General features: G+C 62.0%; 15 protein-coding genes, 3 tRNA genes and 2 rRNA genes. 16 read left to right on the top strand and 4 right to left on the bottom strand.

Features of this window, described 5'->3' with window-relative positions; genetic code table 11:
* Positions 1 to 133: 133 nt before the first annotated feature.
* The 3 genes from AC5WNI_RS14650 to AC5WNI_RS14640 all read left to right on the top strand — a co-directional run bounded on the left by AC5WNI_RS14650 (position 134) and on the right by AC5WNI_RS14640 (position 4,157).
* A 23S ribosomal RNA gene (locus tag AC5WNI_RS14650) occupies positions 134 to 3,021 on the top strand.
* Positions 3,022 to 3,159: 138 nt separating this feature from the next.
* Positions 3,160 to 3,275: ribosomal RNA gene (gene rrf, locus AC5WNI_RS14645) — 5S ribosomal RNA — on the top strand.
* A gap of 603 nt (positions 3,276 to 3,878) precedes the next feature.
* The gene (locus AC5WNI_RS14640; protein ID WP_175089081.1) at positions 3,879 to 4,157 is read left to right on the top strand and encodes a hypothetical protein; all 279 of its coding nucleotides are present in this window, start codon (positions 3,879 to 3,881) and stop codon (positions 4,155 to 4,157) included.
* Positions 4,158 to 4,314: 157 nt separating this feature from the next.
* Here the strand turns inward: AC5WNI_RS14640 and AC5WNI_RS14635 are convergent, their stop codons facing one another.
* A complete protein-coding gene (locus AC5WNI_RS14635; RefSeq protein WP_175089082.1) occupies positions 4,315 to 5,160 on the bottom strand; it encodes an acyl-CoA thioesterase in 846 nt (281 codons plus the stop codon).
* A gap of 200 nt (positions 5,161 to 5,360) precedes the next feature.
* Between AC5WNI_RS14635 and tadA the strand changes: the two genes are divergently transcribed.
* A complete protein-coding gene (gene tadA, locus AC5WNI_RS14630; protein WP_175089083.1) occupies positions 5,361 to 5,807 on the top strand; it encodes a tRNA adenosine(34) deaminase TadA in 447 nt (148 codons plus the stop codon).
* Between the two features lie 84 nt (positions 5,808 to 5,891).
* Here tadA and AC5WNI_RS14625 read toward each other — a convergent pair whose 3' ends face one another.
* Together AC5WNI_RS14625 and mltF are read right to left on the bottom strand one after the other, a co-directional pair.
* Positions 5,892 to 7,847, bottom strand: coding sequence for a GGDEF domain-containing protein (locus AC5WNI_RS14625; RefSeq protein ID WP_175089084.1), 1,956 nt, complete (start codon positions 7,845 to 7,847; stop codon positions 5,892 to 5,894).
* A gap of 82 nt (positions 7,848 to 7,929) precedes the next feature.
* Positions 7,930 to 9,423 carry a membrane-bound lytic murein transglycosylase MltF gene (gene mltF, locus AC5WNI_RS14620; protein WP_175089085.1) on the bottom strand — a complete coding sequence of 498 codons (1,494 nt, stop codon included), beginning with the start codon at positions 9,421 to 9,423 and terminating at the stop codon, positions 7,930 to 7,932.
* Between the two features lie 172 nt (positions 9,424 to 9,595).
* Here mltF and purL point away from each other — a divergent pair, with 172 nt between their 5' ends.
* The 12 genes from purL (at position 9,596) to nadA (ending at position 25,055) form a co-directional block, all read left to right on the top strand.
* Positions 9,596 to 13,510, top strand: coding sequence for a phosphoribosylformylglycinamidine synthase (purL, locus tag AC5WNI_RS14615; protein WP_175089086.1), 3,915 nt, complete (start codon positions 9,596 to 9,598; stop codon positions 13,508 to 13,510).
* A gap of 237 nt (positions 13,511 to 13,747) precedes the next feature.
* The gene (locus tag AC5WNI_RS14610) at positions 13,748 to 15,394 is read left to right on the top strand and encodes an FMN-binding glutamate synthase family protein (protein WP_217485838.1); all 1,647 of its coding nucleotides are present in this window, start codon (positions 13,748 to 13,750) and stop codon (positions 15,392 to 15,394) included.
* Between the two features lie 213 nt (positions 15,395 to 15,607).
* Positions 15,608 to 16,429, top strand: a complete 822-nt coding sequence (locus tag AC5WNI_RS14605) for a crotonase/enoyl-CoA hydratase family protein (protein ID WP_175089087.1) — start codon at positions 15,608 to 15,610, stop codon at positions 16,427 to 16,429.
* 243 nt (positions 16,430 to 16,672) lie between these two features.
* Positions 16,673 to 18,463, top strand: coding sequence for a DNA repair helicase RadD (radD, locus tag AC5WNI_RS14600; RefSeq protein ID WP_175089088.1), 1,791 nt, complete (start codon positions 16,673 to 16,675; stop codon positions 18,461 to 18,463).
* 131 nt (positions 18,464 to 18,594) lie between these two features.
* On the top strand, positions 18,595 to 19,809 hold the full coding sequence (locus AC5WNI_RS14595; protein WP_175089089.1) for a nucleotidyl transferase family protein: 1,215 nt from the start codon (positions 18,595 to 18,597) through the stop codon (positions 19,807 to 19,809).
* A gap of 126 nt (positions 19,810 to 19,935) precedes the next feature.
* The gene (locus tag AC5WNI_RS14590) at positions 19,936 to 20,973 is read left to right on the top strand and encodes a segregation and condensation protein A (protein ID WP_175089090.1); all 1,038 of its coding nucleotides are present in this window, start codon (positions 19,936 to 19,938) and stop codon (positions 20,971 to 20,973) included.
* Complete coding sequence (gene scpB, locus AC5WNI_RS14585; protein ID WP_175089091.1) at positions 20,970 to 22,049, top strand: SMC-Scp complex subunit ScpB; 1,080 nt, start codon at positions 20,970 to 20,972, stop codon at positions 22,047 to 22,049. Before AC5WNI_RS14590 ends, scpB begins: the two co-directional genes overlap by 4 nt.
* Before the next feature lie 32 nt (positions 22,050 to 22,081).
* Positions 22,082 to 23,134 (top strand): 23S rRNA pseudouridine(2605) synthase RluB, encoded by a 1,053-nt coding sequence (rluB, locus tag AC5WNI_RS14580; RefSeq protein WP_254627043.1) that lies wholly within the window; start codon positions 22,082 to 22,084, stop codon positions 23,132 to 23,134.
* Between the two features lie 268 nt (positions 23,135 to 23,402).
* Positions 23,403 to 23,477 (top strand) — tRNA-Lys (locus AC5WNI_RS14575).
* 36 nt (positions 23,478 to 23,513) lie between these two features.
* A tRNA-Lys gene (locus AC5WNI_RS14570) sits at positions 23,514 to 23,588 on the top strand.
* 16 nt (positions 23,589 to 23,604) lie between these two features.
* A tRNA-Lys gene (locus AC5WNI_RS14565) sits at positions 23,605 to 23,679 on the top strand.
* Positions 23,680 to 23,996: 317 nt separating this feature from the next.
* Complete coding sequence (gene nadA / locus AC5WNI_RS14560) at positions 23,997 to 25,055, top strand: quinolinate synthase NadA (protein ID WP_175089288.1); 1,059 nt, start codon at positions 23,997 to 23,999, stop codon at positions 25,053 to 25,055.
* Between the two features lie 110 nt (positions 25,056 to 25,165).
* Here the strand turns inward: nadA and AC5WNI_RS14555 are convergent, their stop codons facing one another.
* Positions 25,166 to 26,668 carry a M48 family metalloprotease gene (locus tag AC5WNI_RS14555; protein ID WP_175089092.1) on the bottom strand — a complete coding sequence of 501 codons (1,503 nt, stop codon included), beginning with the start codon at positions 26,666 to 26,668 and terminating at the stop codon, positions 25,166 to 25,168.
* Positions 26,669 to 26,893 lie beyond the last annotated feature (225 nt).

Below are 26,893 nucleotides of genomic sequence, written 5' to 3'. Positions count from 1 at the left end.
CTCTGAACAGCCGCTCTTTAACAATGTGAATCATGCTGACGATGGAATGTGCGCCAAGCACATCTCCATCAACACGATATGTCGGAGAGGTCCGACAGATTCGTAATCCTTGACAGACCCCTTGGGGTTATATGGTCAAGCGATTAAGCGCATACGGTGGATGCCTTGGCAGCCAGAGGCGATGAAGGACGTGATAGCCTGCGATAAGCGTTGGCGAGGTGGCAAATACCCTGCGACCCAACGATTTCCGAATGGGGAAACCCACTCACCATCAGGTGAGTATCTATAGGCCAATACATAACCTATAGAGGCAAACCCGGGGAACTGAAACATCTAAGTACCCGGAGGAAAAGAAATCAACCGAGATTCCCCAAGTAGCGGCGAGCGAACGGGGACCAGCCCTTAAGCGTGACAACTGACAGGCGAACAAGCTGGGAAGCTTGACGATACAGGGTGATAGTCCCGTAGTCGAAGTCTGAGCCACGTGAAATCGAGTAGGTCGGGGCACGAGAAACCCTGACTGAACATGGGGGGACCATCCTCCAAGGCTAAATACTCCTGGCTGACCGATAGTGAACCAGTACCGTGAGGGAAAGGCGAAAAGAACCCCGGCGAGGGGAGTGAAATAGATCCTGAAACCGTATGCGTACAAGCAGTGGGAGCACCTTCGTGGTGTGACCGCGTACCTTTTGTATAATGGGTCAGCGACTTATATTCTGTGGCGAGCTTAACCGTATAGGGGAGGCGTAGGGAAACCGAGTCTTAACTGGGCGACCAGTCGCAGGGTATAGACCCGAAACCGGGCGATCTATCCATGGCCAGGGTGAAGATTGAGTAACATCAATTGGAGGCCCGAACCCAAGTATGTTGAAAAATGCTGGGATGAGCTGTGGATCGGAGTGAAAGGCTAATCAAGCCCGGAGATAGCTGGTTCTCCTCGAAAGCTATTTAGGTAGCGCCTCACGTATCACCGCTGGGGGTAGAGCACTGTTTCGGCTAGGGGGTCATCCCGACTTACCAACCCGAGGCAAACTCCGAATACCAGTGAGTGCAGCGTGGGAGACACACAGCGGGTGCTAACGTCCGTTGTGAAAAGGGAAACAACCCAGACCGTCAGCTAAGGTCCCAAAATCCTGATTAAGTGGGAAACGATGTGGGAAGGCTCAGACAGCTAGGAGGTTGGCTTAGAAGCAGCCATCCTTTAAAGAAAGCGTAATAGCTCACTAGTCGAGTCGGCCTGCGCGGAAGATATAACGGGGCTAAATCAGGTACCGAAGCTACGGGTTCATCCTCTGGATGAGCGGTAGAGGAGCGTCGTGTAAGCCAATGAAGGTAGATTGAAAAGTCTGCTGGAGGTATCACGAGTGCGAATGCTGACATGAGTAACGATAAGGGGAGTGAAAAACTCCCCCGCCGGAAGACCAAGGTTTTCTGTTCTACGTTAATCGGAGCAGAGTGAGTCGGCCCCTAAGGCGAGGCGGAAACGCGTAGTCGATGGGAAACGGGTTAATATTCCCGTACCGGATGTGGTTGCGATGGGGGGACGAAGAAGGCTAGGTGAGCCAGGCGTTGGTTGTCCTGGTGAAAGCATGTAGGCCGAGGAATCAGGCAAATCCGGTTCCTCCGAGGTCGAGATGCGAGACGAACTGACCACGGTCAGGAAGTCATCGATGCCACGCTTCCAGGAAAAGCCTCTAAGCTTCAGATCACATGCGACCGTACCCCAAACCGACACAGGTGGTCAGGTAGAGAATACCAAGGCGCTTGAGAGAACTCGGGTGAAGGAACTAGGCAAAATGGCACCGTAACTTCGGGAGAAGGTGCACCGGTTCGAGTGAAGGACTTGCTCCGTAAGCTCCTACCGGTCGAAGATACCAGGTGGCTGCAACTGTTTATTAAAAACACAGCACTCTGCAAACGCGCAAGCGGACGTATAGGGTGTGACGCCTGCCCGGTGCCGGAAGGTTAATTGATGGGGTTAGGATTCGTCCGAAGCTCTTGATCGAAGCCCCGGTAAACGGCGGCCGTAACTATAACGGTCCTAAGGTAGCGAAATTCCTTGTCGGGTAAGTTCCGACCTGCACGAATGGCGTAATGATGGCCACGCTGTCTCCACCCGAGACTCAGTGAAATTGAAATCGCAGTGAAGATGCTGTGTACCCGCGGCTAGACGGAAAGACCCCGTGAACCTTTACTATAGCTTTACACTGGATGCTGATGTTGTCTGTGTAGGATAGCTGGGAGGCTTTGAAACCGCGTCGCCAGATGCGGTGGAGCCAACCTTGAAATACCAGCCTGACATCATTGGCGTTCTAACTCAGGTCCGTCATCCGGATCGAGGACAGTGTATGGTGGGTAGTTTGACTGGGGCGGTCTCCTCCTAAAGAGTAACGGAGGAGCACGAAGGTACCCTCAGCACGGTTGGAAATCGTGCATTGAGTGCAAGAGCATAAGGGTGCTTGACTGCGAGACAGACACGTCGAGCAGGTACGAAAGTAGGTTCTAGTGATCCGGTGGTTCTGTATGGAAGGGCCATCGCTCAACGGATAAAAGGTACTCCGGGGATAACAGGCTGATACCGCCCAAGAGTTCACATCGACGGCGGTGTTTGGCACCTCGATGTCGGCTCATCACATCCTGGGGCTGAAGTCGGTCCCAAGGGTATGGCTGTTCGCCATTTAAAGTGGTACGCGAGCTGGGTTTAGAACGTCGTGAGACAGTTCGGTCCCTATCTGCCGTGGGCGTCGGAAGTTTGAGAAGAGCTGCTCCTAGTACGAGAGGACCGGAGTGGACGAACCTCTGGTGTTCGGGTTGTCATGCCAATGGCATTGCCCGGTAGCTACGTTCGGACGGGATAACCGCTGAAGGCATCTAAGCGGGAAGCCCCCTTCAAGATGAGACTTCCCTGAGGCCTTGCGCCTCCTGAAGGGCCCTTGAAGACTACAAGGTTGATAGGCTGGGTGTGGAAGCACAGCAATGTGTTGAGCTAACCAGTACTAATTGCCCGTGAGGCTTGACCATATAACACCCAAGGGGTTTGCCCAGGCAAACCGCCGGGATTGCGACAGGATCGACGATATATCGGTCAGCATGATTCATATTGCGAGTCGCGAGGTCACAAGCCTCGAGACTCAGGCATCGCAAGATGCCACCGTTTCGCCTGACGACCATAGCGAGCGTGAACCACCCGATCCCATGCCGAACTCGGAAGTGAAACCGCTTAGCGCCGATGGTAGTGTGGAGTTTCTCCATGTGAGAGTAGGTCATCGTCAGGCACTTATACTGAACCGCCCCTGTAGCCTTGCTGCAGGGGCGGTTCTCTTTGTGCGCAGGAAAAATTGGCGCAAAAGAAAAGCCGTGAGCAGAAAGACGTGCATGGAAAAGTGGTGCGAGAGAAAAGCCTTCCCAGGCTGCGCAAGAAGAAAGTCTTTTGCTCATCATCATGCTGTGATGGTTCTGTCATTGACGGAAAATGATGTGCGCTCTTTCTTTATCCCCGGTCTTGCCAAGAACCTCTCCTTGAGCCTTTACTGTGAGGGTGTATTTTTATACGGCTTGAAGCGCCTGGTATGGAGCTCTTAGCGGTGGGTCCATCATATTGATATTCATTTGGTAGTGTAGAGTTTCTTCATGTGAAAGTAGCGGATGGCCGCCCCGGTCCTCGTCAGGCACTTATCCCGAACCGCCCCTGTAGCCTTGCTGCAGGGGCGGTTCTCTTTCTGCTCAGGAAAAGTTGGGCTCTATCGAGGGTGATTCCCACCGGCAGGCATTCCACGCTATCGAGAGATATCTTTGCTGTTGCAGCACCTGCTCGGTGTCTGCGCTGTCATTGAATATCACTCATTGAAGCTATCCGTGAACAGGCGCAAGGAGGCGACATGTCGAGGGGCTTTTCGTGTTCTTCATCAAGACTTCTATTGGCAGGAATGATGGCTCTTTTGGTGGGGCTGATGTCATCAGAAATGGCATCTGCCGGGGAGCGAGAGAGGAAGATAGAGCGCTGTCAGTTCATCAAGGACAAGATCGAATATTATACCGATAGGCGTCGCGGCGGCGGATCGTCGGGCCAGATGCGAAGTTGGCAGTCACAGCGTAATGACTACAAACAACGCTATCGAGATGAAAACTGCACGCGTGTCAGGGCAGCGCTGAAGTGACCCTCGTAATGCCGAAATAATGGTGAATAGCAGTGCGCTACTCTCAGCGCTGTAGATTGTAGGTTGTAGATAGACGCAGCCAAAATGACAATGCCCCTCCTGAGAATGTCTCAGGAGGGGCATTGTTGTTCAGGACGATTCGCTCAGAGCGATTCGTTCAGGGGCGTTTTCGCAGGCGGGTCAGGCCTTCCTGGGCGCTGGATGCTACCAGCTCGCCGTACCGGTTATACAGACTGCCGCGAGCGAAGCTGCGTGCGCCTCCTGCCCATGGGCTGTCCATCTCGTAGAGCAGCCAATCATTGACGCGTACATCACGGTGGAACCATAGCGAGTGATCCAAGCTCGCCATTTGCAGTTCGGGCGAACCGAACCGCACACCATGTCCGCCGAGGCCGGTCGCCAGCAGGTTGAAGTCGGAGCTGTATGTCAGCAGGTAGCGATGCAGGGCATCATCTTCCGGCAGCTCGCCTGCCAGTCGGAACCATAGCCGCTGGCGTGGTGGTGGGCAGGCGTCATCATCACTCGCCGTGATCGGCGCCTTCAGGCGCAGGAACTCGATGGGGTGGCCTTCGTAGCGCTCGATGCGTGCCCCCTGCTCGATCAACCGCTCTGGCGATTCGATGTCGGGCATGGCGAGTTGATGCTCGAAGCCTGCCTCCTTGCCATGGAAGGAGGCGCTGCAGAAGAAGATGGTCTTGCCATTCTGGATGGCACTGATGCGGCGGGTCGTGAAACTGCCGCCATCGCGGACGCCATCAACCTGATAGATGACAGGCTTGTGGGCATCGCCCGGGCGCAGGAAGTAGCCATGCAGAGAGTGGACCTGGCGTTCGACCGGTACCGTGCGTGTCGCTGCGGACAGCGCTTGTCCGAGTACCTGCCCGCCAAACAGCTGAGGGAAGCCGAGGTCCTGACTGTGCCCCCTGAACAGGTTCTCTTCCAGGGTCTCAAGACCCAGCAGGGTGACCAGAGCCTCAAGAGGCGCAGTAGCTGTTTGGGTCATGAATCTATCCTTGTGCTGAGGGGCAGGCGCTCGGAGCAGTGCCATCCCGCGCGGGGCGGCAATGCAGGAGGAAGCGCGAGCGCCAAGCCGTTATCATGGTGAGTGAAACAATGGCCTCAGGATACCGGAGAACAACGGTGAGTGACGAGTTGGTGATAGCGCCTCAGGCCCGGAGTGGGCCACGTGGGGATCATTACTATATGCATCGGGCGCTGGACCAGGCGCGGCTGGCATTCGAGGCTGGCGAGGTGCCTGTCGGCGCGGTGGTGGTCAATCCCCAGGGCGACATCATCGGCACTGGCTACAATGCACCGGTCAGCACCCCGGACCCGACGGCACATGCCGAGGTGCAGGCCTTGCGCGCGGCGGCGGCCCGACTGGGCAACTATCGTCTCGACGATTGCACGCTGTATGTGACGCTGGAGCCCTGCATGATGTGCAGTGGCGCCTTGATCCACGCGCGGGTGAAGCGGGTCGTCTACGGGGCGGCAGAGCCGAAGACCGGCATGGTGGTATCGCGTGCCAATCTGTTTGCACAGCCTTGGCATAACCATCACGTCGAGGTGGAAGGGGGACTGTTGGCCGCTCACGCCAAGCGCTTGCTCAAGTCGTTCTTCGCTGAGCGGCGCGGTGAGCTTCCGCGCTGAACCTTTCATGTTGAACCTTTCGCTCAGATCCGCCCGCGATGAGCCTCCCGCACAGATCTCTCCGCGTTGCGAACGTGTTGGCCGTCAGGCAGCGACCTGAACCTGATTGCGACCACTGGACTTGGCACGATACAGCGCCTCATCCGCCGCCTGCAGCAGTGCATCCAGCCGCAACGGAGCGCGTGCCACACATGCCATGCCCACGGATACCGTGACGACGCTGTCCGTGGCAGGCTGCGGCAGTCCTGCAGCCTGAACGGCGCGCCGCAACTCTTCCGCCAGAGTGCGGCCGACCGCGCGCGGGCATTCCGGAATGCACACCACGAACTCCTCGCCACCGAAGCGCGCCAGTATGCCGCCGGCAGACTCCACGGGCGCTCGTGAGACGGCGGCAATCTTCTGCAGGTAGCGATCTCCCTCCAAGTGTCCCAGCTTGTCGTTTATCGTCTTGAAGAAGTCGATGTCCAGAATCATGACCGTCAGGGGCATCTTGCCGCTGAAGCTCTGCACCTGCTCGAGGAAATAGCGACGATTGGGCAGCTGTGTCAGCTCGTCGTGACGCGCCAGCCACTGGATCTCGTTCTGCAGTCGCTCCCGCCGTACCATCTCTTCGCGAAGTGCATCATTGGCATTCTTGACGATGCCGTGCTCCTGCGAGACGCGGCGATACATGTAGATCACGAGAAAGAGCAGGTAAGCCAACAGAATCCCCGTCAGCAATGTCACTTCCGGCAGACGGCCACGAGTGGCCGCCAGGAACTGCTGTGTCGGCTGCAGGCCCAGTGTCAGGTCGGTGGCGGGTAGCTCGATGGGAATGCGATGCCCCCAGGGCGCCAGACGGCTCTCCGGCCCGACATGGATATAGATGTTGCCGCGCTCTGACAGGGTGACCGCAAATGCCTCATTGCGTGCCGTGTCCATGGCGCTGTCGAGCAAAGGGGCCAGGTCCACCACCATGGCGATCGCCCCCAGGATGGTGCCATCACGAGGATCGCGCACCGGCAGGTAGGACACCATGCCCTTGCCGCCCTGAATCAGGTCGATGATGCCGGTATGACCCTCGATGCCGAGCTCCAGCGGATTGCGCAGCGGCGTGTCCGGCTGGGCATCCAGCAGTCGTATGCCCAGCACGTCATGATTGCGGCCCTTGTCCGGGAAGACGCGCGTTATCACGCTGTCCGAGTCGATGAAGGCAATGTTCTGGAAGTAATCGAAATCCTTGTAATAGCTTCGCGCCAGGCGTTGCCACTCTCCGCGTGACGGTGTCTGCCCCATCAGGCTCCAGAAACCGGCGAAGCGCCGCATCGCATTGAGCTGATCGTTGATCTCGCGAGACAGCTCCGTGGCGATCTTGTCGCCCAATACGTAGGTCGCCTGATTGATGCGATTGTTCTCGTCCTGGCTCTGCTGTTGCCAGGCGAGCAGGCATATCAGGGTGATCGTGGAGGAGATGACCAATGGCACGACAGTGCGGCGCCACATATGCATGAGTGCCGGCTGCACATCGATCCATTGTGCGATCAACAGCAGACTGACAAAGCTGGTCAGCGTGATGCGCTCCGGACCTGCCAGTACCATGCTGGCGACGGAAAGGCTGGCGTCTGTCGTCATGGCAAACAGCAGCAACAGCGTGACTTGCGTCAGCTGGATGGCAGAGCCGAAACCCAGTCGCATGCGCAGCAGGGCGCAGGTCGTGAGGCCAAAACAGGTGAACAGGATCAAAATGGGTGGCCGGATATTGGCGATATGCCAGTCGCCCGGCAGATTGATCAGCAGATCTCCCCAGTGATCCACCCCCACCCAGCTTTCCGGTAGCAGGAAGGTACAGATCAGCAGGATGTTGAGGATCAATGACGCGCCGAGGAACAGCTGACTGAGGAAGGTATTTCGCCAGTGCCAGGCCGCCTGGCCGGCGGCTTGCAGGGTCAGCATCATCAGCAGCAGCGCATTGGCTTCATTGCCGGCAGACGGCCAGAGCCCCAGCAAGGCGATGCCGAACGCGATCAGGCTTAGCGACATCAAGACGAGTCTGCGTGTCATTCCCTGTCCTTAGAGGCTCTTGATGTGTGGTGAAGATGCGTGCACTTGAGGCACCGGAGTGCTGACGGTCCGAACTCCATCCTCAGAGAATCGGAGGCACTGTATCGAAGGGGTTGCTGTCGCCTTCGTCGTCGGTAATCGGACGCTCGTCCAGCTGATAGAACTGCTGCTGGCTACGGTAAACATAATTCAGTATTTCATAATAACGACGGATATTGCGGACATAGATGACAGGTTCTCCGCCGCGTGCATAACCATAACGGACTTTCTGGTACCACTCACGATTCTGAAGCAAGGGCAGGGCCTCGCGGACATCCTTCCAGCGATTCGGGTCGCCGCCCTTCATCTTCACGATCCGTCTGGCGTCAAACAGATGACCCAGGCCGACATTGTAGGCTGCCAGCGTCATCCAGGTGCGATCCGGTTCCTTGATCTCGTCCGGCAAGCGTCCCTTTATACTCACAAGATAGCGTGAGCCACCATCGATGCTCTGAACGGGGTCCAAACGGTTGGCGATCTTCATTTCGCGCGCCGTCACATTGGTCAGCATCATCAGGCCGCGCACCCCTGTAGGAGAGGTGGCCTTGGGCTGCCAGTGCGATTCCTGATAGCCCGTGGCGGCCAGCAGTTTCCAGTCGATACCGGTTTCGCGTGCGGCTTCCTTGAAGGTATCGATATAGCGCGGCAGGCGATCGCGTGCCTGGCGGATGAAGGTACGGGCGCCGACGTACTCGAGATAGTCATCATGGCCGAAATAGCGCTCGACCAGTCGATCGAGGGTGCCATCCTGGCGGCGTGTCTCGAGAAAATCATTGGCGGCGGTCAGCAATGAGATGTCGCCATGCGCGGGGAAGGCCCAGGCCAGCGTCAGAGGGTCGCCCACGTCGAAGCCGTTCTCCACATTGGGGAAGAACAGGCGGTTGAGCTTGAATTGATGGGCATAGACGACCGCCGCATCCAGCTTGTCTTCCTCGATGCGTTGCAGCAGGTCCGCCACCTCAAGCTCGCCGGTTTCCTTCCAGCTGAGCTCGGGGATGTCCTGCTGGACTTCCCGCAGTACCAGGCTGGTGCCGGCGCCCTTGATGACACCGATGCGCTTGCCGACCAGATCCTTCAATTCCTTGGGCGGGTGCATGCCGCGTCGATAGACCACCATCGCCTGCAATTCGAGGATGGGGCGCGAGAAGCGCAGGTCCTGTTCGGAGAGGTCCAGCGGCAGGGTCGCGGCCGCGAGGTCGGCCTGATCATTGAGCACGCTCTGGGTCAGGCTCTCGATATTGTGCTCGGAATCCATCGACAGACTCACGCCAAGATAATCTGCGAAGTCCCGTGCCAGTTCGTATTCGAAACCGGTAGGCCCCTGACGGCCACGATAGAAGGTCGTGGGGGTGTTGCGTGTGGCGACCTGAATGAAATCGCGCGCGCGGACATCGTCCAGCCGCGTGGGCATCTCGATGAGAGTGCGCTCGGGCAGTGTCAGCAAGGCGAGGGCCAGTGCCGTGACGAGGAAACGCCGCGCGTGGCGCAGCAGCTGTCTCACGGGCTGAATGAGAGAAGAGGGCGAAGTCTTGAGCATGCGTCAGCATCATTCACGGCAGGGCTTCCACCATACCGGCAGCTCAACACACTGTCATCCAACGCATGTCGCCTGCGGGCTTCGTTAAGGCTCGGCTTTCACGTATGATATGCGCTTGCTGCCGCCGTTTGGCGGTTGTCCGTTCACGCTGCTTCAGAGGCTTTCCCTGACCATGCTCGAACTGCGAGGCGCGCCTGCCCTTTCCGCCTTCCGTCACACCCGTCTACTGGCTTCGTTACGCGAGCTGGTGCCGGAGGTGGAATCTCTTCATGCCGAGTACCTTCATCTGGCCGAGGTCGATGGTGAACTGAGCAGTTCCGATCGGACAACACTGGAGCGCCTGCTGGACTACGGCCCCAGTCGTGACGAGAGCGCTCCGGAAGGACATCTCTTCCTCGTCATCCCCCGCCTCGGCACGCTGTCCCCCTGGTCTTCCAAGGCCACTGATATCGCCGCCAACTGCGGCCTGCCGCAAGTCCGCCGCCTCGAGCGTGGCATCGCCTACCGCATCAAGCTGAACGCGCCCCTCAGCGAAGAGCTCTTCGCCACGCTGTCCTCCCGACTGCACGACCGCATGACCGAGACGGTCTTGACCCGTACTCAGGACGCGGCACGTCTATTCCAGCATCAGGCACCTGCCAGGCTTGCCCATGTCGACATCCTCGGCGGTGGCCGCGAAGCTCTGGCCAAGGCCAACGATAGCCTGGGGCTGGCGCTGGCCGATGACGAGATCGATTATCTGGTCGAGTCCTTCAAGACACTGGGCCGCAATCCTGCCGACATCGAACTGATGATGTTCGCTCAGGCGAACTCGGAGCATTGTCGCCACAAGATCTTCAATGCGGACTGGACCATCGACGGCGAAGCGCAGCCGCACTCGCTGTTCAAGATGATCAAGAACACCTACCAGCATCATCCGGATGGCGTGCTGTCCGCCTACAGTGACAACGCCGCCGTGATGGAAGGTCCGACTGCCGGGCGTTACTTCCCGACAGGCGAAGGCCACATCTATACCTACCATCAGGAACCGATCAACATCCTGATGAAGGTCGAGACCCACAACCACCCGACCGCCATCGCCCCCTATCCGGGCGCCGCGACCGGTGCCGGTGGCGAGATTCGTGATGAAGGCGCGACCGGTGTCGGTTCCAAGCCGAAAGCGGGTCTGACCGGCTTCAGCGTTTCCAATCTGCGTATCCCGGGCTTCGAACAGCCGTGGGAGCACGACTACGGCAAGCCGGAGCGCATCAAGACCGCCTACGACATCATGCTCGAAGGCCCGATCGGTGGCGCTGCGTTCAACAACGAATTCGGCCGTCCCAACCTCAACGGCTACTTCCGTACCTACGAGCAGGATGCCTTCGGTGCCGGCGGCATCGAGCGTCGCGGTTATCACAAGCCGATCATGCTCGCCGGCGGTTACGGCAACATCCGCAGTCAGCACGTCGAGAAGGGCGATATTCCGGTCGGCGCCAAGCTGATCGTGATGGGCGGCCCGGCGATGCTGATCGGTCTGGGCGGCGGTGCTGCCTCTTCCATGGCCTCCGGCAGCTCCAGCGAAGACCTCGATTTCGCCTCCGTGCAGCGTGACAACGCCGAGATGGAGCGTCGCGTGCAGGAAGTCATCGATCGCTGCTGGGCGCTGGATGACAAGAACCCGATCTGCTTCATCCATGACGTCGGCGCGGGCGGTCTGTCCAACGCACTGCCGGAGCTGGTCAAGGATGGTGGCCGCGGCGGTCTGTTCGATCTGCGCGCCGTACCGAGCGCCGAATCCGGCATGAGCCCGCTGGAAATCTGGTGCAACGAATCCCAGGAGCGTTACGTGCTGGCGGTGGCACCGGAGAATCTGGCCACCTTCGAAGCCCTGTGCAAGCGCGAGCGTTGCCTGTACGCCGTGGTCGGTGAAGCCCTCGAGGAGCACGAGCTGATCGTCAAGGATGGTCACTTCAATACGCGTCCAGTCGATCTGCCGATGGACGTGCTGTTCGGCAAGCCGCCCAGGATGTCACGCAGCTTCGAGCGCCAGACGCTGGAGCTGCCGGCGCTGGGTCTCGACAACCTCGACCCGCGCGAAGCGATGACCCGTGTGCTGCAGCTGCCCACCGTCGCCTCCAAGAAATTCCTGATCACCATCGGCGACCGCTCGATCACCGGCATGGTCGCGCGCGACCAGATGGTCGGTCCGTGGCAGGTGCCGGTGGCCGATTGCGCCGTCACCACCAGCTCCCTCGACAGCCATGTCGGTGAAGCGATGGCGATGGGCGAGCGCACGCCGGTCGCACTGATCTCGCCGGCGGCGTCCGCGCGTCTTGCCGTGGCTGAGGTGATCACCAACCTGGCTGCCGCGCCGATCGCCAAGCTGTCTGACATCAAGCTGTCCGCCAACTGGATGAGCGCCGCCGATCACACCGGTGAGAATCAGGCGCTGTTCGATGCCGTCCATGCCGTCGGCATGGAACTGTGCCCGGCGCTGGACCTGACCATCCCGGTCGGCAAGGACTCCATGTCCATGCGTACCGCCTGGCAGGACGAGAACGGCGAAGACAAGTCGATCACCGCGCCGCTGTCGCTGGTGATGACAGGCTTCGCGCCGGTCACCGATGCCATGCGTACCCTCACGCCGCAGCTGCGTCGCACGCTGAATGGCGAGGCCGTGGAGACAGACCTGATCCTGATCGATCTCGGCCATGGCGCTCACCGCCTCGGTGGCTCCGCGTTGGCGCAGGTCTATGGTCAGGTCGGCAACGAAGCGCCGGATCTCGCCAAGCCTGAAGACCTCAAGCACTTCTTCGCGGCCATCCAGCGCTTCAACCTCGAAGGCAAGCTGCTGGCCTATCACGACCGCAGCGATGGTGGTCTGTTGACCACCCTGATGGAAATGTCCTTCGCGGGACGTGTCGGTCTCGACATCTCCCTCGACTGGACCGCCGCCGAGCCGGGTCAGGCTACCGGCGCGCTGTTCGCGGAAGAGCTGGGTGCCGTGGTGCAGGTGCGCCGCGAGCATACCGAGTCCATCCTCGCCGAGCTCAAGGCCGTGGGCCTCGAGCACAGTGGCGTGATCGCCACGCCGCGTGCCGATGAGCAGATCAACATCACGCTGCTGGGACAGAACCTGCTCTCCACGACTCGCGCCAGCGCCGAGCGCCTGTGGGCCGAGACCAGCTATCGCATGCAGGCCGCGCGTGACAACGCCGATTGCGCCAAGAGCGAATTCGAGTCCATCAACGACGTGCGTGACCCGGGCCTCACCGCCCAGGCCACCTTCGACGTCAACGAGGACATCGCGGCACCGTACCTGAACGCCGGTGCACGTCCGCGCATGGCGATCCTGCGTGAGCAGGGCGTCAATGGTCAGCTCGAGATGGCGGCAAGCTTCGACCGTGCCGGTTTCGAGGCCGTCGATGTCCACATGAGCGACATCCTCGAAGGGCGTGTCGATCTGGACACCATGCGCGGACTGGTCGCCTGTGGCGGCTTCTCCTACGGTGACGTGCTGGGTGCCGGCGGTGGCTGGGCCAAGTCGGTGCTGTTCAATGCGCGTGCGCGTGACCAGTTCGAGCGCTTCTTCAACCGTGACGACAGCTTCGCGCTGGGCGTCTGCAACGGCTGCCAGATGCTCTCCCAGCTCAAGGAGCTGATCCCGGGTGCCGAGGCCTGGCCGCGCTTCGTGCGCAACGAGTCCGAGCAGTTCGAGGCCCGTGTCGCGATGGTCGAAGTCGAGAAGAGTGCCTCGCTGTTCCTCGATGGCATGGAAGGCTCGCGCCTGCCGATCGCCATCGCGCATGGCGAAGGGCGTGCCGAGTTCCGCGACAGCGCTCACCTGCGCAAGATGCAGAGCAGCGGCCAGGTCGCACTGCGTTACGTCGACAACTACGGCCAGACCACCACGCGCTATCCGGCCAACCCGAACGGCTCGCCGTCCGGTATCACCGGTCTGACCACCGATGATGGTCGCGTGACCATCATGATGCCGCACCCGGAGCGCGTGGCGCGTGCCGTCACCAATTCCTGGCGTCCGGATGACTGGGAGCAGGACGGTGCCTGGTTGCGCATGTTCCGCAATGCCCGTCGTTGGGTCGATTGATCCCTCGGTCGGTCATCACGGGATGACAGCATGAGAGACGCCCCCATGGCAAAGGCCATGGGGGCGTCTTGCGTTGGGGCTGAAGCAAGGCGAGTGATACGGGAGTCGCGTCTGGCTTGCTCAACGTGGCGTTCCATGGTGGGAGCTGGGTGACGGACGCCGGGTAGCTTAAGGTGGAGGCCAGGCCTCATGTCCGAGGTCGTGAATCCCTGCCTGACACATTACAAGGATGTCGTGATGAAGCTGAAATGGTCGCTGTTGCCTCGTTATTCCGTCTTTCTGCTCTGTCTCCTGGGGGCGCTCATCTGCCTACCACTGGCGATGCAGAATGCATGGCTGTGGCCGTTGGCCGTCCTCTTTCTGCTGCTGGTCGCGGTTGGTCTCAATGACTTGCGGCAAGCGGATTACGCCGTGCGTCGCAACTATCCGGTGATCGGCAACATGCGCTATCTGTTCAAGGCGCTGCGTCCGGAGATGCGTCAGTACCTGATCGAGTCGGACACCGATCAGCTGCCGTTTTCCCACAAGCAGCGCGAGCTGGTCTACGCGCGTGGCCGTCAGCACAATTCCTCTCAGCCGTTCGGCACCTTGCTCGATGTCTATTCCGACAGCTACGAGTTCATCGGTCACTCCATGCAGACTTCGAGCGTGCCGGACCCCAAGGGCTTTCGTCTCAACGTCGGCAACTCCCAGTGCTCGCATCCTTACAATACCTCGCTGTTCAACATCTCGGCGATGAGCTTCGGCTCCTTGAGTGCCAATGCCATCCGCGCCCTGAACAAGGGGGCCAGGCTGGGCAACTTTGCCCATGACACCGGCGAAGGCAGCATCAGTCCCTACCACCGCGAATTCGGGGGCGATCTGATCTGGGAGCTGGGCAGTGGCTACTTCGGCTGTCGCGACGAGGAAGGGCGCTTCGATGGCGAGAAGTTCGCCCGTCAGGCGGCCAGCGAGCAGGTCAAGATGATCGAGATCAAGCTCAGTCAAGGTGCCAAGCCCGGCCATGGGGGCGTCTTGCCGGCCAGCAAGATCAGCGAGGAGATCGCCGAGACGCGCGGGATCCCGATGGGCAAGGACTGCATCTCGCCCTCCAACCACGGTGAGTTCTCCACACCCCTTGAGCTGTTGAGCTTCATCCAGCGCCTGCGCGGGCTCTCGGGTGGCAAGCCGGTGGGCTTCAAGTTGTGCCTCGGTCAGCCGTGGGAGTTCATGGCCATCGTCAAGGCGATGCTCGAGACGGGAATCGTGCCCGATTTCATCGTCGTCGATGGCAGTGAGGGCGGTACGGGCGCCGCACCGACCGAATTCACCGACCACCTCGGCACCCCGCTGCGTGAGGGGCTGCAATTCGTCCATAACACGCTGGTGGGTGCAGGGCTGCGTGATGAGGTGCGCATCGGGGTCAGCGGCAAGATCATCAGTGCCTTCGATATCGCCTGCGTGATGGCGCTGGGGGCGGACTGGGTCAATGCCGCGCGTGGTTACATGTTCGCACTGGGCTGTATCCAGTCACTGAGCTGTCACACCAACAGGTGCCCGACGGGGATCGCTACCCAGGACGATCTGCGCCAGAAATCGCTGGTCGTGGAAGACAAGGCCGATCAGGTGCGTCACTTCCACCACAACACCTTGCATGCGCTGGCCGAGATCCTGTCGGCGGCGGGCCTGCATACGCCCTGGCAGATTACCCCGGACCACCTGGTGCATCGTGTCTCCGAGAATGAGGTCAAGCTGTTCTCGCACCTGCATCCCTTCCTGACCAATGGCGCACTGCTGACGCAAGGGGACGACTACCCCTTCTATCGTCGTGTCTGGGCCATGGCTCAGGCCGAGAGCTTCCAGCCACGATCGCTGTCAGAGGTGTCGGGGGCCAAGCGCGAGTAGACAATCGTCGCCTCTGCGACCAAACGACCGTTCAACAACTTGGCGCAGGCAGTCACACTAAGACGTCGCGAGTCATGTCTGCGGGCAGCTCGACGAACGCAGTGTGGTTGCCTGCGCCTTTTGGGTTTATCACTGGATGAGTGCCATCGCTCGGCACTGTCGTGAAATCGTTCGAGCGCGTGCTTGCTCGTTATCCGTCGCAGGGAGACCGCCATGTCTGACGCTACCCACCTCACGACTGAACGTTGTGTGACCCTCTCGATCAGTGAGCATGTCGCCGACGTGCGCCTCAATCGTCCTGACAAGCACAACGGCATCGACTGGAAGATGATCGATGCCCTGCTGGCGGTGCAGCAGGAGCTGCATGCCCGCGCCCGGGAATCGGGCCTGCGCGCCATCGTGCTATCGGGCGAGGGGCCCAGTTTCTGTGCGGGGCTTGATATCGCCGCCATCATGGGCGACGCCGCCCGCGTGCCGCAGTTGCTGGTCGCGGGGGCCAATGGCTGTGCACCGCAGCGCAATACCGTGCAGCAGCTGGCGCTGGGCTGGCGAGATGTCGGGGCGCCGGTCATCGCCGCCTTGCATGGCAACGTCTTCGGTGGCGGCCTGCAGATCGCGCTGGGGACGGACATTCGCCTGTGTGATCCTGATGCGCGCCTGGCGGTGCTCGAGATCGACTGGGGCATCATTCCGGACATGGGCATCAGCGTCACTGCGCGTGGCGTACGACCGGACTGGCTGCACGAGTTGACGTGGAGCGGGCGCAAGGTCGAGGCCAACGAGGCGCAGAGCGCCGGTCTGGTCACGCGCATCATCTCCAGCCCGCAGGAGGAGGCGCTGGCCTTGGCGCGCCAGATTGCCGGGCGCTCTCCCAGCGCCGTCCGCGCGATCACGCGTCTCTACGACGAGGCCCTTGATGCGCCGGAAGCCGAGGCACTGGCGCTTGAGGCAGAGCTGCAGTCCTCGCTGCTGGGACGCGCGGAGCAGACCGAATGTATCAAGGCCAAGCTTGAGGGGCGCGCGCCGCGCTTCTGATCCTGACGGGCCGGGAGAGATGGGCTTGGCTTGACGGGCGAAGGTTGGCGGACTCTGGTTATCCACACCCACTTTGCCGCTGCAGTCGCTGATGCGGATAATGGGGACATTGTCCCTTCCTGCGATTCGGCGGCCCTTTGATGTCAATTTCCCTGTCAGCCCTCACTCCACTGTCAGCCATCACTCCCCTGGGCCTGCCTGCCGGCAGCGCCCCCACTCGCGTGTCTCGCTGGGCGGCGCTGAATGTTTGAGCTGCGCCCGTATCAGCAGGAGGCCGTGCGGCGTACCGTCGAGCACTTTCGCCGCAGTGATGAGGCGGCGGTGATCGTGCTGCCCACCGGCAGCGGCAAGTCATTGGTGATCGCGGAGCTTGCGCGTATCGCGCGTGGGCGTGTGCTGGTGCTGGCGCATGTGCGCGAGCTGGTCGAGCAGAATCACGCCAAGTACGAATCCTATGGCAAGGACGCTGACATCTTCAGTGCCGGCCTCAAGCGCAAGCAGGCTTCGCGTCAGGTGGTGTTCGGCTCGGTGCAGTCAGTGGTGCGCAATCTTGATGCCTTCACGCCGGAGGAGCTGTCGGCTGGGGGGCAGGCGGCGCCCTTCACGCTGCTGGTGATCGATGAGTGTCACCGGATCTCGCTGGAGAAGGACGCCAGCTATCGCAAGGTCATCAACCATCTGCGCGGACACAATCCGCGCCTCAAGGTGCTGGGGCTGACGGCGACGCCGTATCGTCTCGGTCAGGGCTTCATTTTCCACCGTCATTATCACGGCATGGTGCGCGGGGATGATGACTGCTTCTTCCGTGATTGCGTCTTCGAGCAGCCGCTGCGCCTGATGGTGCGCCAGGGCTTTCTGAGTGAGCCGCGGCGCGTCGATGTCGCGGTGGCGCGCTATGACTTCTCGCAGCTGGCGCCTGGCATCGGCGGCAGCTTCCAGGAGGCGGAGCTCAACGAGGTGGTGCAGGGCTCGCGCGCGACGCCGGGCATCGTGCTGGATATCGTCGCCCAGGCGCGCGAGCGGCGCGGCGTGATGGTGTTCTGTTCCACCGTCGAGCACGCCGAGGAAGTCACCGCACTCCTGCCTGAAGGCGAGGCGGCGCTGATCACTGGCGAGACGCCCGGCGAGGAGCGTGAGCGGCTGATCAATGCCTTCAAGGCCCAGCAGCTCAAGTATCTGGTCAATGTCGCGGTGCTCACCACCGGCTTCGATGCGCCGCATGTCGACCTGATCGCCATCCTGCGACCCACGGAATCCGTCAGTCTCTATCAGCAGATCGTCGGACGTGGCCTGCGTCTGAGCCCCGGCAAGACGGACTGTCTGATTCTCGATTACGCCGGCAATCCCTGGGACCTCTACGCGCCGGAGGTGGCGACGCCGAAACCGGCCGGCGACACCGAGATCGTCCAGGTCGAGTGCCCGGTATGCGGCAATGCCAATCTGTTCTGGGGGCGCAAGGATGGCGAGCTGGTGGTCGAGCACTTCGGGCGCCGGTGTCAGGGACTGGTCGAGTCGCCGGAAGGCGCGGGCAGGCCGCTGGTGCAGTGCGACTTCCGCTATCGTGCCAAGGCCTGCCCGCAGTGTGGCGAGGCCAACGACATCGCCGCACGCCATTGCCACGCCTGTCAGGCGCGACTGGTCGACCCGGATGACAAGCTGCGCGATGCGCTCAAGCTGCGCGATGCGCGGGTGCTTCGCGTCAGCGGCTGGCAGCTGGAGGAGGCGCGCAACGGGCGCGGTCTGCCACGCTTGAAGGTGACCTATTACGACGAGGATGGCACCGATTTGTCCGAGTGGTTCGCGCTCGAGACCCCCGCCCAGCGCCATGCCTTCCGCTTGAGCTTTCTCGCGCGCCATATGCGCGCGCCGGGGAGTGACTGGGCACCGAAGGACATCGCCGAGGTGCTGGCAGGCGAGGAGCGTCTCAAGGCGCCGGACTTCGTCATCGGGCGAAAGAGCGGCCGTTACTGGCAGATCCGCGACAAGCTGTTCGACTACGCCGGGCGCTATCGCACCGGTATCGCCGCCGGCTGAGCGGCGTGCTGGCCGCTGCGTGATCCGGTCGCGTGGCGCATGTTGTCAGGGACACGACGTCGCGGGGATGCTGAGCGGGGCCTCGGGTTGCTAGACTGGCGGCTTCATACGCCTCAGGGAGAACTCACAAGGTGAGTGCCACCGATACCTCGGCCAGGCTGGTGTCCGGCTTACGCCCCACCGGACACCTGCAACTCGGACACTATCAATCAGTGATCCGGCGCTGGACCGAGCTGCAATACCATCACGATGCCTATTTTCTGGTCGCCGACTGGAACGCGCTGGCGGTCAGCGGTCACGCGCCTCATGAGATCGAGCAATACAGCTGGGCGATGGTGATCGACTGTCTCGCCTGTGGGGTCAATCCCAAGGTCGCTACCCTGTTCATCCAGTCCTGGGTGCCGGAGCTGACCGATGTGCACATGATCCTGGCCAGCGTCACGCCCAAGGCCTGGCTGGAGCGTCTGCCCAGCTACCGCGAGATGGTCGCCGGGCTCGGTGAGCAGCAGGGCGCCAGTCTGGCCATGCTCGGTGCGCCCCTGATGCAGGCGGCCGACATCCTGGCGCTGCGGGGGGAGGTGGTGCCAGCCGGGCCCGAGCAGCGTGCGCATATCGAGTTCACCCGTGAGGTCGCCCGGCGGTTCAATCATCGCTATGGCCGCGACGCCGGCTTCGAGGAGCAGGCTGAGCGCGCCATCGCGCGCCTGGGCAAGAAGAGCGGTCGCCTGTATCGTGAATGGTTGAGCGCCTATCAGGAAGAGGGCGATCTCGAGGCCTTCGAGCGTGCGCGCGGTCTGCTGGCCGAGACCAGCAAGCTCAACCGCAACCAGCAGGAGCGACTGCTCGGCTATCTGGAAGGTGGCGGGCGGCGCATCCTCGGCGAGCCGGAACACTGGCAGGGGGAGGTCGAGCCGCTGCTGGGCATGGAGCTCAAGACGCACAAGGCCGCGCGTGAAGATGCCATCTTCCTGCGTAGCGGACGCGACGATATCGCGGCCTGCGTGCGCGAGATGCCCACCGACCCTGCGCGCGTGCGTCGCAAGGACCCCGGCGACCCGCAGCGTTGCCCGCTGTGGACGCTGCATGAAAGCTTCACGCCCGCCTCGGACCGCCAATGGGCGGAGGAGGGCTGCCGCGATGCCAGCATTGGCTGCCTGGACTGCAAGGGCTGTCTGATCGAGCATGTCGATGCGGAGCTGGCGCCGATTCGTGAGCGTGCCGAGGTGCTGGAAGGGGAGCATGGCAAGGTGCGCACCATGATGACAGAAGGGGCCGAGCGGGCCCGCGACACCGTGCGTGACACCCTGGATGAGCTGCGGCGCGTGATCGGCCTGACCTATCGCTAGACGCGGGCGGCGTCGAGCGCGGCCCCGGCGTCTCACCGGCGGCGTAAAGACTTGGGGGATGGGGCGCGAGCCGCTAGAATGCCCGTCCCCCAGACCCACCTTCACCCGCCTCCTGCAGGAGATGTCATGAGCGACCTGCTCGATGGCGCCAGTTTTGCCCTCACTGATGGGCATCAGCCCGCACCTCTCGTCACGCCCCCGACGGCGGCGTCGACGGTGCTGGCGCGCGTCAATGACACCGCGCTCACCGAGATGCCGCAGGACCTGTACATCCCGCCGGAGGCGCTGCGCGTCTTTCTCGAGACCTTCGAGGGCCCGCTGGATCTGCTGCTCTACCTCATCCGTCGCCAGAACCTCGATATCCTCGCCATCAATGTCGCGGCCATCACCCATCAGTACATCGAGTATGTCGAGCTGATGCATGCCATGCAGATCGATCTGGCAGGGGAATACCTGCTGATGGCCGCGATGCTGGCGGAGATCAAGTCGCGCAGCCTGCTGCCGCGTCAGCCGAAGGAGAGTGATGACGACGAGGAAGAGGATCCGCGCGCCGAGCTGATTCGTCGTCTGCAGGAATACGAGCAGACCAAGCTGGCTGCCGAAGGGCTGGATGAGATGCCGCGCCAGGGCCGCGACTGGTTCGTGGCCACGGCAGACCTCCCCGAACTCGAGACGCGCGTGGTGCACCCTGATGTCGACCTGTCGGAATTGCTCGGCGCGCTGTCCGGCCTCTTGCGTCAGGCGGACCTCGTCCAGGCGCACACCATCTCGCGTGAGGTGATGTCGACCCGCGAGCGCATGCTGGCGATCATGAATCTGTTGACCCATGAGCACTTCACGCCCTTCGAGAAGCTGTTCACGCTCGAGGAAGGGCGTGCCGGTGTGGTGGTCAGTTTCATGGCGATTCTGGAGCTGGCCAAGGAATCGATGATCGAGATCGTCCAGAACGCGCCGCTGTCACCGATTCACGTGCGCGCCCGCACGCCGGAACCGGACCCCGAGGATGACGAGGACTGGCTGGCGCTGGAATTCGCCGACGAAGACGAGGTGGCGGCCGATCAGGGGGCGTTCGATGACGCAACGTACGATGACGCAGCGTCCGATGATGCGCAGACGTCACCTTCCTTACCCCCATCCGACGAGCAGGAGAACGCGGCGTCATGAGTTTGCGCGATGTCCCGCTGGACCAGATCATCGAAGCGGCCCTGCTGGCTGCTGGCGAGCCGCTGACGCTAGAGCGCCTGGCCGGTCTGTTCGATGAGTATTCAAGCCCGACCAAGCCCGCGCTGCGTGAGGCCTTGAGCAAGCTGGAGGCGCGTCACCCGGCCGACAAGAGCGCGCTGGAGCTGATCGAGACCGCCAGTGGCTGGCGGCTGCGCGTTCGCCAGCAGTACTCCCCCTGGGTATCGCGGCTGTGGGAAGAGCGTCCGCAACGTTATTCACGCGCCTTGCTGGAGACCCTGGCGCTGGTGGCCTATCGTCAACCGGTGACCCGCGGCGATATCGAGCAGGTGCGTGGCGTGACGGTCAGTTCCTCGATCATGCGCACCCTGGTCGAACGCGGCTGGGTGAGAGTGGTCGGCCATCGTGATGTGCCGGGGCGTCCGGCGGTATTCGCCACCACGCGTCAGTTCCTCGATGACTTCGGGCTCAAGACGCTGGAAGAGCTGCCGCCAGTGCATGAACTGAAAGGCTTCGAAGGACTCGAACAGCTCGAGGCAGACCTGTATGATGTGCCGCCCTCTCAGACCTTGTCGCTGCCGGATGACCCGGACGGCGAGACGAAGAAGGCGTCGGTAGACAGCGCTGATGCGGTAGCCGACACGGGGACTGATCCAGAACATGAATCAGCACCTGAGGCAAAGACCGGGACAGGCGCTGAGAAAGGTCTCGAGTCAGGTCTTGAGTCAGGGGGTGAGAATGACACTGGCAGCCCGGTGCCCGACGACTGGCAACCGCCGGACGTCACCGCCGAGCAGCTGGAAGAGGCGCTGAAGATGCGTGCACTCGATACCTCCGGCGTCTCGGATGAAACACAGGACACAGCAGTATCCTCCGCCTCACAGGCGGAAGATGATCACGCCGGGATGGCGTCCACCGGCTCGGGGTTCGACTTCGCCACACTCGAAGCGCGCCTCAGCCAACGTTTGCGCGGTGCAGACGAGGATGACGACGCTGCCGATGCGCAGCCGCACGACTCCTCCACTGCCGGGACCGTCGATGATGACGACCCTGCGTAGGCGAAACTCCTATAGATGAAATGGTTATTGTCATGAGCAAGACTGACTCTGATAAGCGCAAGACCTCTCTCCCCGGCAGCAGCCAGGCAGGCAACAAGCACGCCGGTGGCAAGGCCGCGACCGGCAAGTCCACGCGCGGCAGCAAGGCCAATGTCGGCAAGAAGCCGGCTGCCGGCGATGCGCCGGAGCTGCGTCCGCTGCCGCCGCAGGCCAAGGGCGACAAGCTGGCCGAGGACGAGAAGCTGCAGAAGGTGCTGGCACGCTCCGGTCTCGGCTCCCGCCGTGAGATGGAAGTCGCCATCAGCGCCGGCCGCGTCAAGGTCAACGGCAAGGTCGCCCAGCTGGGTGACCGCGTCGGCCCGCGTGACCAGGTCAGCCTCGATGATCGCCCGCAGAGCCTGAAGGGCGCCGAAGAGACTGCACGTCGTGTCATCATGTACAACAAGCCGGAAGGTGAACTGTGCACGCGCAAGGACCCGGAAGGTCGCCGCACCGTATTCGAGCGTCTGCCGCGTCTGAAGGGCGAGCGCTGGATCGCGATCGGTCGTCTCGATATCAACACCAGCGGTCTGTTGCTGTTCACCACCGATGGTGAGCTGGCCAACCGTCTGATGCACCCGTCGACCCAGATCGAGCGCGAGTACGCCGTGCGTGTCATGGGTGAGGTCAAGCGCGAGCATGTCGTCAACATGGTCAATGGCGTGATGCTTGAAGATGGCCCGGCACGTTTCACCGATGTGCAGGAATTCGGTGGCGAAGGTATCAACAGCTGGTTCCACGTCGTGATCATGGAAGGCCGCAACCGTGAGGTTCGCCGTCTGTGGGATTCCCAGGGGCTGACCGTCAGCCGCCTGAAGCGCGTGCGCTACGGCAACATCTTCCTCGACAAGCGCGCTCGCGCCGGAGAGTGGGTGGAGATGGAGCAGAGCGAGATCGATGAACTGTCCACACTGGCAGGTCTCGAGCATCGCAAGGCGCCGGCCCTGACGCCGGATGAGCAGAACCGCTGGAGCCGCGACAAGCAGAAGCGTCGTCCGGTGCGCGCCATGAAGAAGCCGCCGCAGCGTACGCGCAAGCCGCGCTGATGGCGCAGTCGGTGAGGGCGGCGATGTGCCGTCATTCACTGACATGGCATGAGATCGTGGACATGCCACAAGCTCGTGCGACCTAAGTGGTAGCCCGCAAGCCCGCGCCCATCGCGGGCTTGCGTGTCTTTGTCACAGGGGCTGGTCCATGCGCTGGCGCGGGCGTTTCACGAGGCGCCAGCGGACAAGCTGGTCATTTACTTGAAGTTTTTTTGCAAAAGACTTGCGTCGAAACGGGATCGGCGGTATCTTACGTCCCGCTTCGCAAGGGTCGTTAGCTCAGTGGTAGAGCAGTTGGCTTTTAACCAATTGGTCGAAGGTTCGAATCCCTCACGACCCACCATTCTCTGGAATGGTCTCTTGCAAAGCACCCGGCGGCGGGTCGTTAGCTCAGTGGTAGAGCAGTTGGCTTTTAACCAATTGGTCGAAGGTTCGAATCCCTCACGACCCACCATCCGCCACCCAGTTTTGGGTCGTTAGCTCAGTGGTAGAGCAGTTGGCTTTTAACCAATTGGTCGAAGGTTCGAATCCCTCACGACCCACCAGATCTTGCCCCGTGCCTTCATTGGCGCGGGGCAATTTTTGTTACGCGAAAGGAAAGGGTCCGTTGCCCCCAAGTCGACTGGAGCCGCGATCGCACCAGGCGTATCCTTGTGGGCGAGCCGAGGCTCATGTCCGCCCAGTGCGGACGACGCTGCGGGCGATAGACGCCCAAGGCACACGCCGCAGTCTGGGGAGCCCAGCTGCAGCGCTGGCAGGGCCGCCACGGGCCGTTCGTGTCCGGGCCGAGTCCTGACCCACTCAGCACAGGGGGAGCCCCTGTGGGCTAGGTGAGAGACACATGAACAGCCTGACTAATGCCATGCCGGGTCGTGAGGCCCACAATGCCGTCCGTGAGCAGGTGCGCGAGCATCTGGCCCGCGCTTACTGCCCGACACGCCCCGCCGCCGAAGACGCCGCGCTGATCGACGAGATCAAGCAGCTGCTCATCGAGCGTGATGCCGCACTGGTCGCGCATTACTACTGTGACGATGCTATCCAGCAGCTGGCCGAGGAAACCGGCGGCTGCGTGGCCGACTCGCTCGAGATGGCGCGCTTCGGTGCCCGCCATGAGGCCTCGACACTGATCGTCGCCGGGGTGCGCTTCATGGGCGAGACCTCCAAGATCCTGTCGCCGGAGAAGCGCGTGCTGATGCCGACGCTGGAGGCGACCTGCTCGCTGGACCTCGGTTGCCCGGAAGACGAGTTCGCGGCCTTCTGTGATGCCCATCCCGACCGCACCGTGGTGGTGTACGCCAATACCTCGGCGGCCGTGAAGGCGCGTGCCGACTGGGTAGTGACTTCCTCGATCGCCGTCGATGTCATCGAGCACCTGCATGCCCGGGGCGAGAAGCTGATCTGGGCGCCGGACAAGCATTTGGGCGCTTACGTGCAGAAGCAGACCGGTGCCGACATGCTGCTGTGGGACGGCGCCTGTATCGTGCATGACGAGTTCCGCGCCCAGGGGGTCAGCGATCTACTCAAGGTCTACCCGGACGCCGCAGTGCTGGTGCACCCGGAATCACCGCAGTCGGTGGTCGAGCTGGCCGATGTCGTCGGTTCCACCTCGCAGCTGATCAAGGCTGCCGTCGAGCTCGAGAATCAGCAGCTGATCGTCGCGACCGATCGTGGCATCTTCTTCAAGATGCAGCAGGCCGCGCCGCACAAGCAGCTCTTCGAGGCGCCGACTGCCGGCAATGGCGCGACCTGCAAGAGCTGTGCGCACTGCCCGTGGATGGCGATGAACGGCCTGGAGAATCTGGCCGCCGTGCTGCGTCGCGATCCGTCGGAAGCCAATGCCGAGGAAGTCTTCGTCGATGATGACCTGCGTGAGCGCGCCCTGAAGCCGTTGACGCGGATGCTGGAATTCAATCGTGGCTGAGCGCTGACGCTGATCGCCACCGATTGCTGCCTGCATGAACCAGGACCGCCGCTCCCGATTCCCCGGGGCGGCGGTTTTTGTTTGTCTGGTGCAGTGAGAGGGAGGGTGCCTCAGAACTCCTCGATGGCATTGCGATAGCGCTTGAAGTCCTCCCGGCGTGAACTGATACGGTTGGCCATGCTGAAGTCGCCGTTCTTGCGCGCGGCCTCGTCGGCCAGCTTGAGCTGAGCGAAGGCCTTGTCCATGCGGCCCTCCAGCTGGTCGAATTCGGCGCGATACAGGAAGGCCTCGGCGGTGTGGCCGCTGCGTCCACTGGCCTCGGAGGCCAGACTCCAGACCTTGGGGTCATCGGGATGATCGCGGCGCATGTCCTCCAGCTGCTGGCGCGCAGCGGCGGGGTCCTGTTGCAGCGCGACTTCCGCCATGGCCAGGCGGGTCGGCAAGTAGTCGGGTTGCAGGCGCAGCAGGCGTCTGGCGCGGCGGGTCGCTTCCTCGTAGCGCCGGGCATCCCGTGCGACCTCGACCGCACTGGCGCTGATCAGGGTCAGGTCAGGATGCTTGTCATGCAGGCGGTCCAGTGCGGCCAGTGCCTTGTCGACCTGGTTGTGCTCCGCCGCGGCCAGCGCCTGATAGTAGGCAATCGCGTCGGGGTCGGGGTTGTCTTCGCGCAGTGTCGTCAGTCCCTGCTCAGGCTGGCGCAGATTTAGCGCCAGCAGGGCGCGGGCACGGATCATCGCGTAGGCGAGCTGCGCAAGCGGGTCGGGTGTCACCTTCTGCATGGCGTCGGCACGGGCCTGGGTGTCGCCGATACGCGCCTCCGTCACCGGGTGCGTGAGCAGAAATTCCGGCGCATTGCCGCCCTGCAGGCTGGCCATGCGTTGCATGGCGCGGAACATGCGCGGCATGGCCTCGGGGTCGAAGCCGGCGCGTGCCAGCGCATCGACGCCGACGCGGTCGGCCTCCTGCTCGAAGCGCCGTGAATAGGCCAGCTGATCGGAAATGGCAGCGGCCTGGGTGCCGGCCATGGTCGCGATGCCCGCTGAACCGCCTCCGCCCGCCGCGATCACCATGCCGGCGAGGAAGCCGGCCAGTGTCGGCAGGCGTGTCTCGGCCTGGCGCTCCATGTTGCGCGCGAAGTGATGCTGGGATAGGTGGCCCAGCTCGTGGGCGAGCACCGAGGCAAAGGCATCGCGGTCCGGCGCGAAGGTGAACAGCCCCGTATTGACGCCGACCACGCCGCCGGGCACGGCGAAGGCATTCAGCTGGCTGCTGGCGACCAGCGTGATGATGAAATTGCGGTCATCCAGCTCGCTCCACGGCGCCAGTTGACGCACGATGCTACCGATCCAGTCCAGAGTGATGGGATCATCCCATTCACGCACATGGGCACGGAACTGACGTAGCCAGGCGCGACCGATACGATATTCATCGTTGCTGGAGATGCCGCCACTCGCACTCCCCAGGTCAGGCAGTCCATAGTCGTTGTGGGATGCGGCCGGCGCACTGGCGACCGGCGCGCCCATCAGCAACAGGCCGAGCAGGGCGCTCGACAGGGTGGCAAGCCCGCGGCGACCGATGCGGACACGTCCGCTCAAGGGGGGCAGCAACGACATGCAGGCAATCCTCTTCGATATGGCGCAAGGTGCGGGCGGCTCGCAGGATTGCCGGGCGCCGCACTGGCATTGACGGCCCTGCGTGAGTCCGGGCAAGACGCAGCCGCGCAGGGCGGAAAGTTGCTTTGTCAGGCAAGGTGCCCTTAAATCGGGGCGTTTTCAAGCTGCACCCTCCATGGTGTGCGGCAGAACATCATAACGAGAACGGAAGGGCAGATGGCATTC

The organism is Cobetia sp. PDI-12MA (assembly GCF_059507695.1).
Note: the sequence above shows the minus strand (reverse complement) of the source record. Positions and strands in the feature narration are given on the sequence as shown.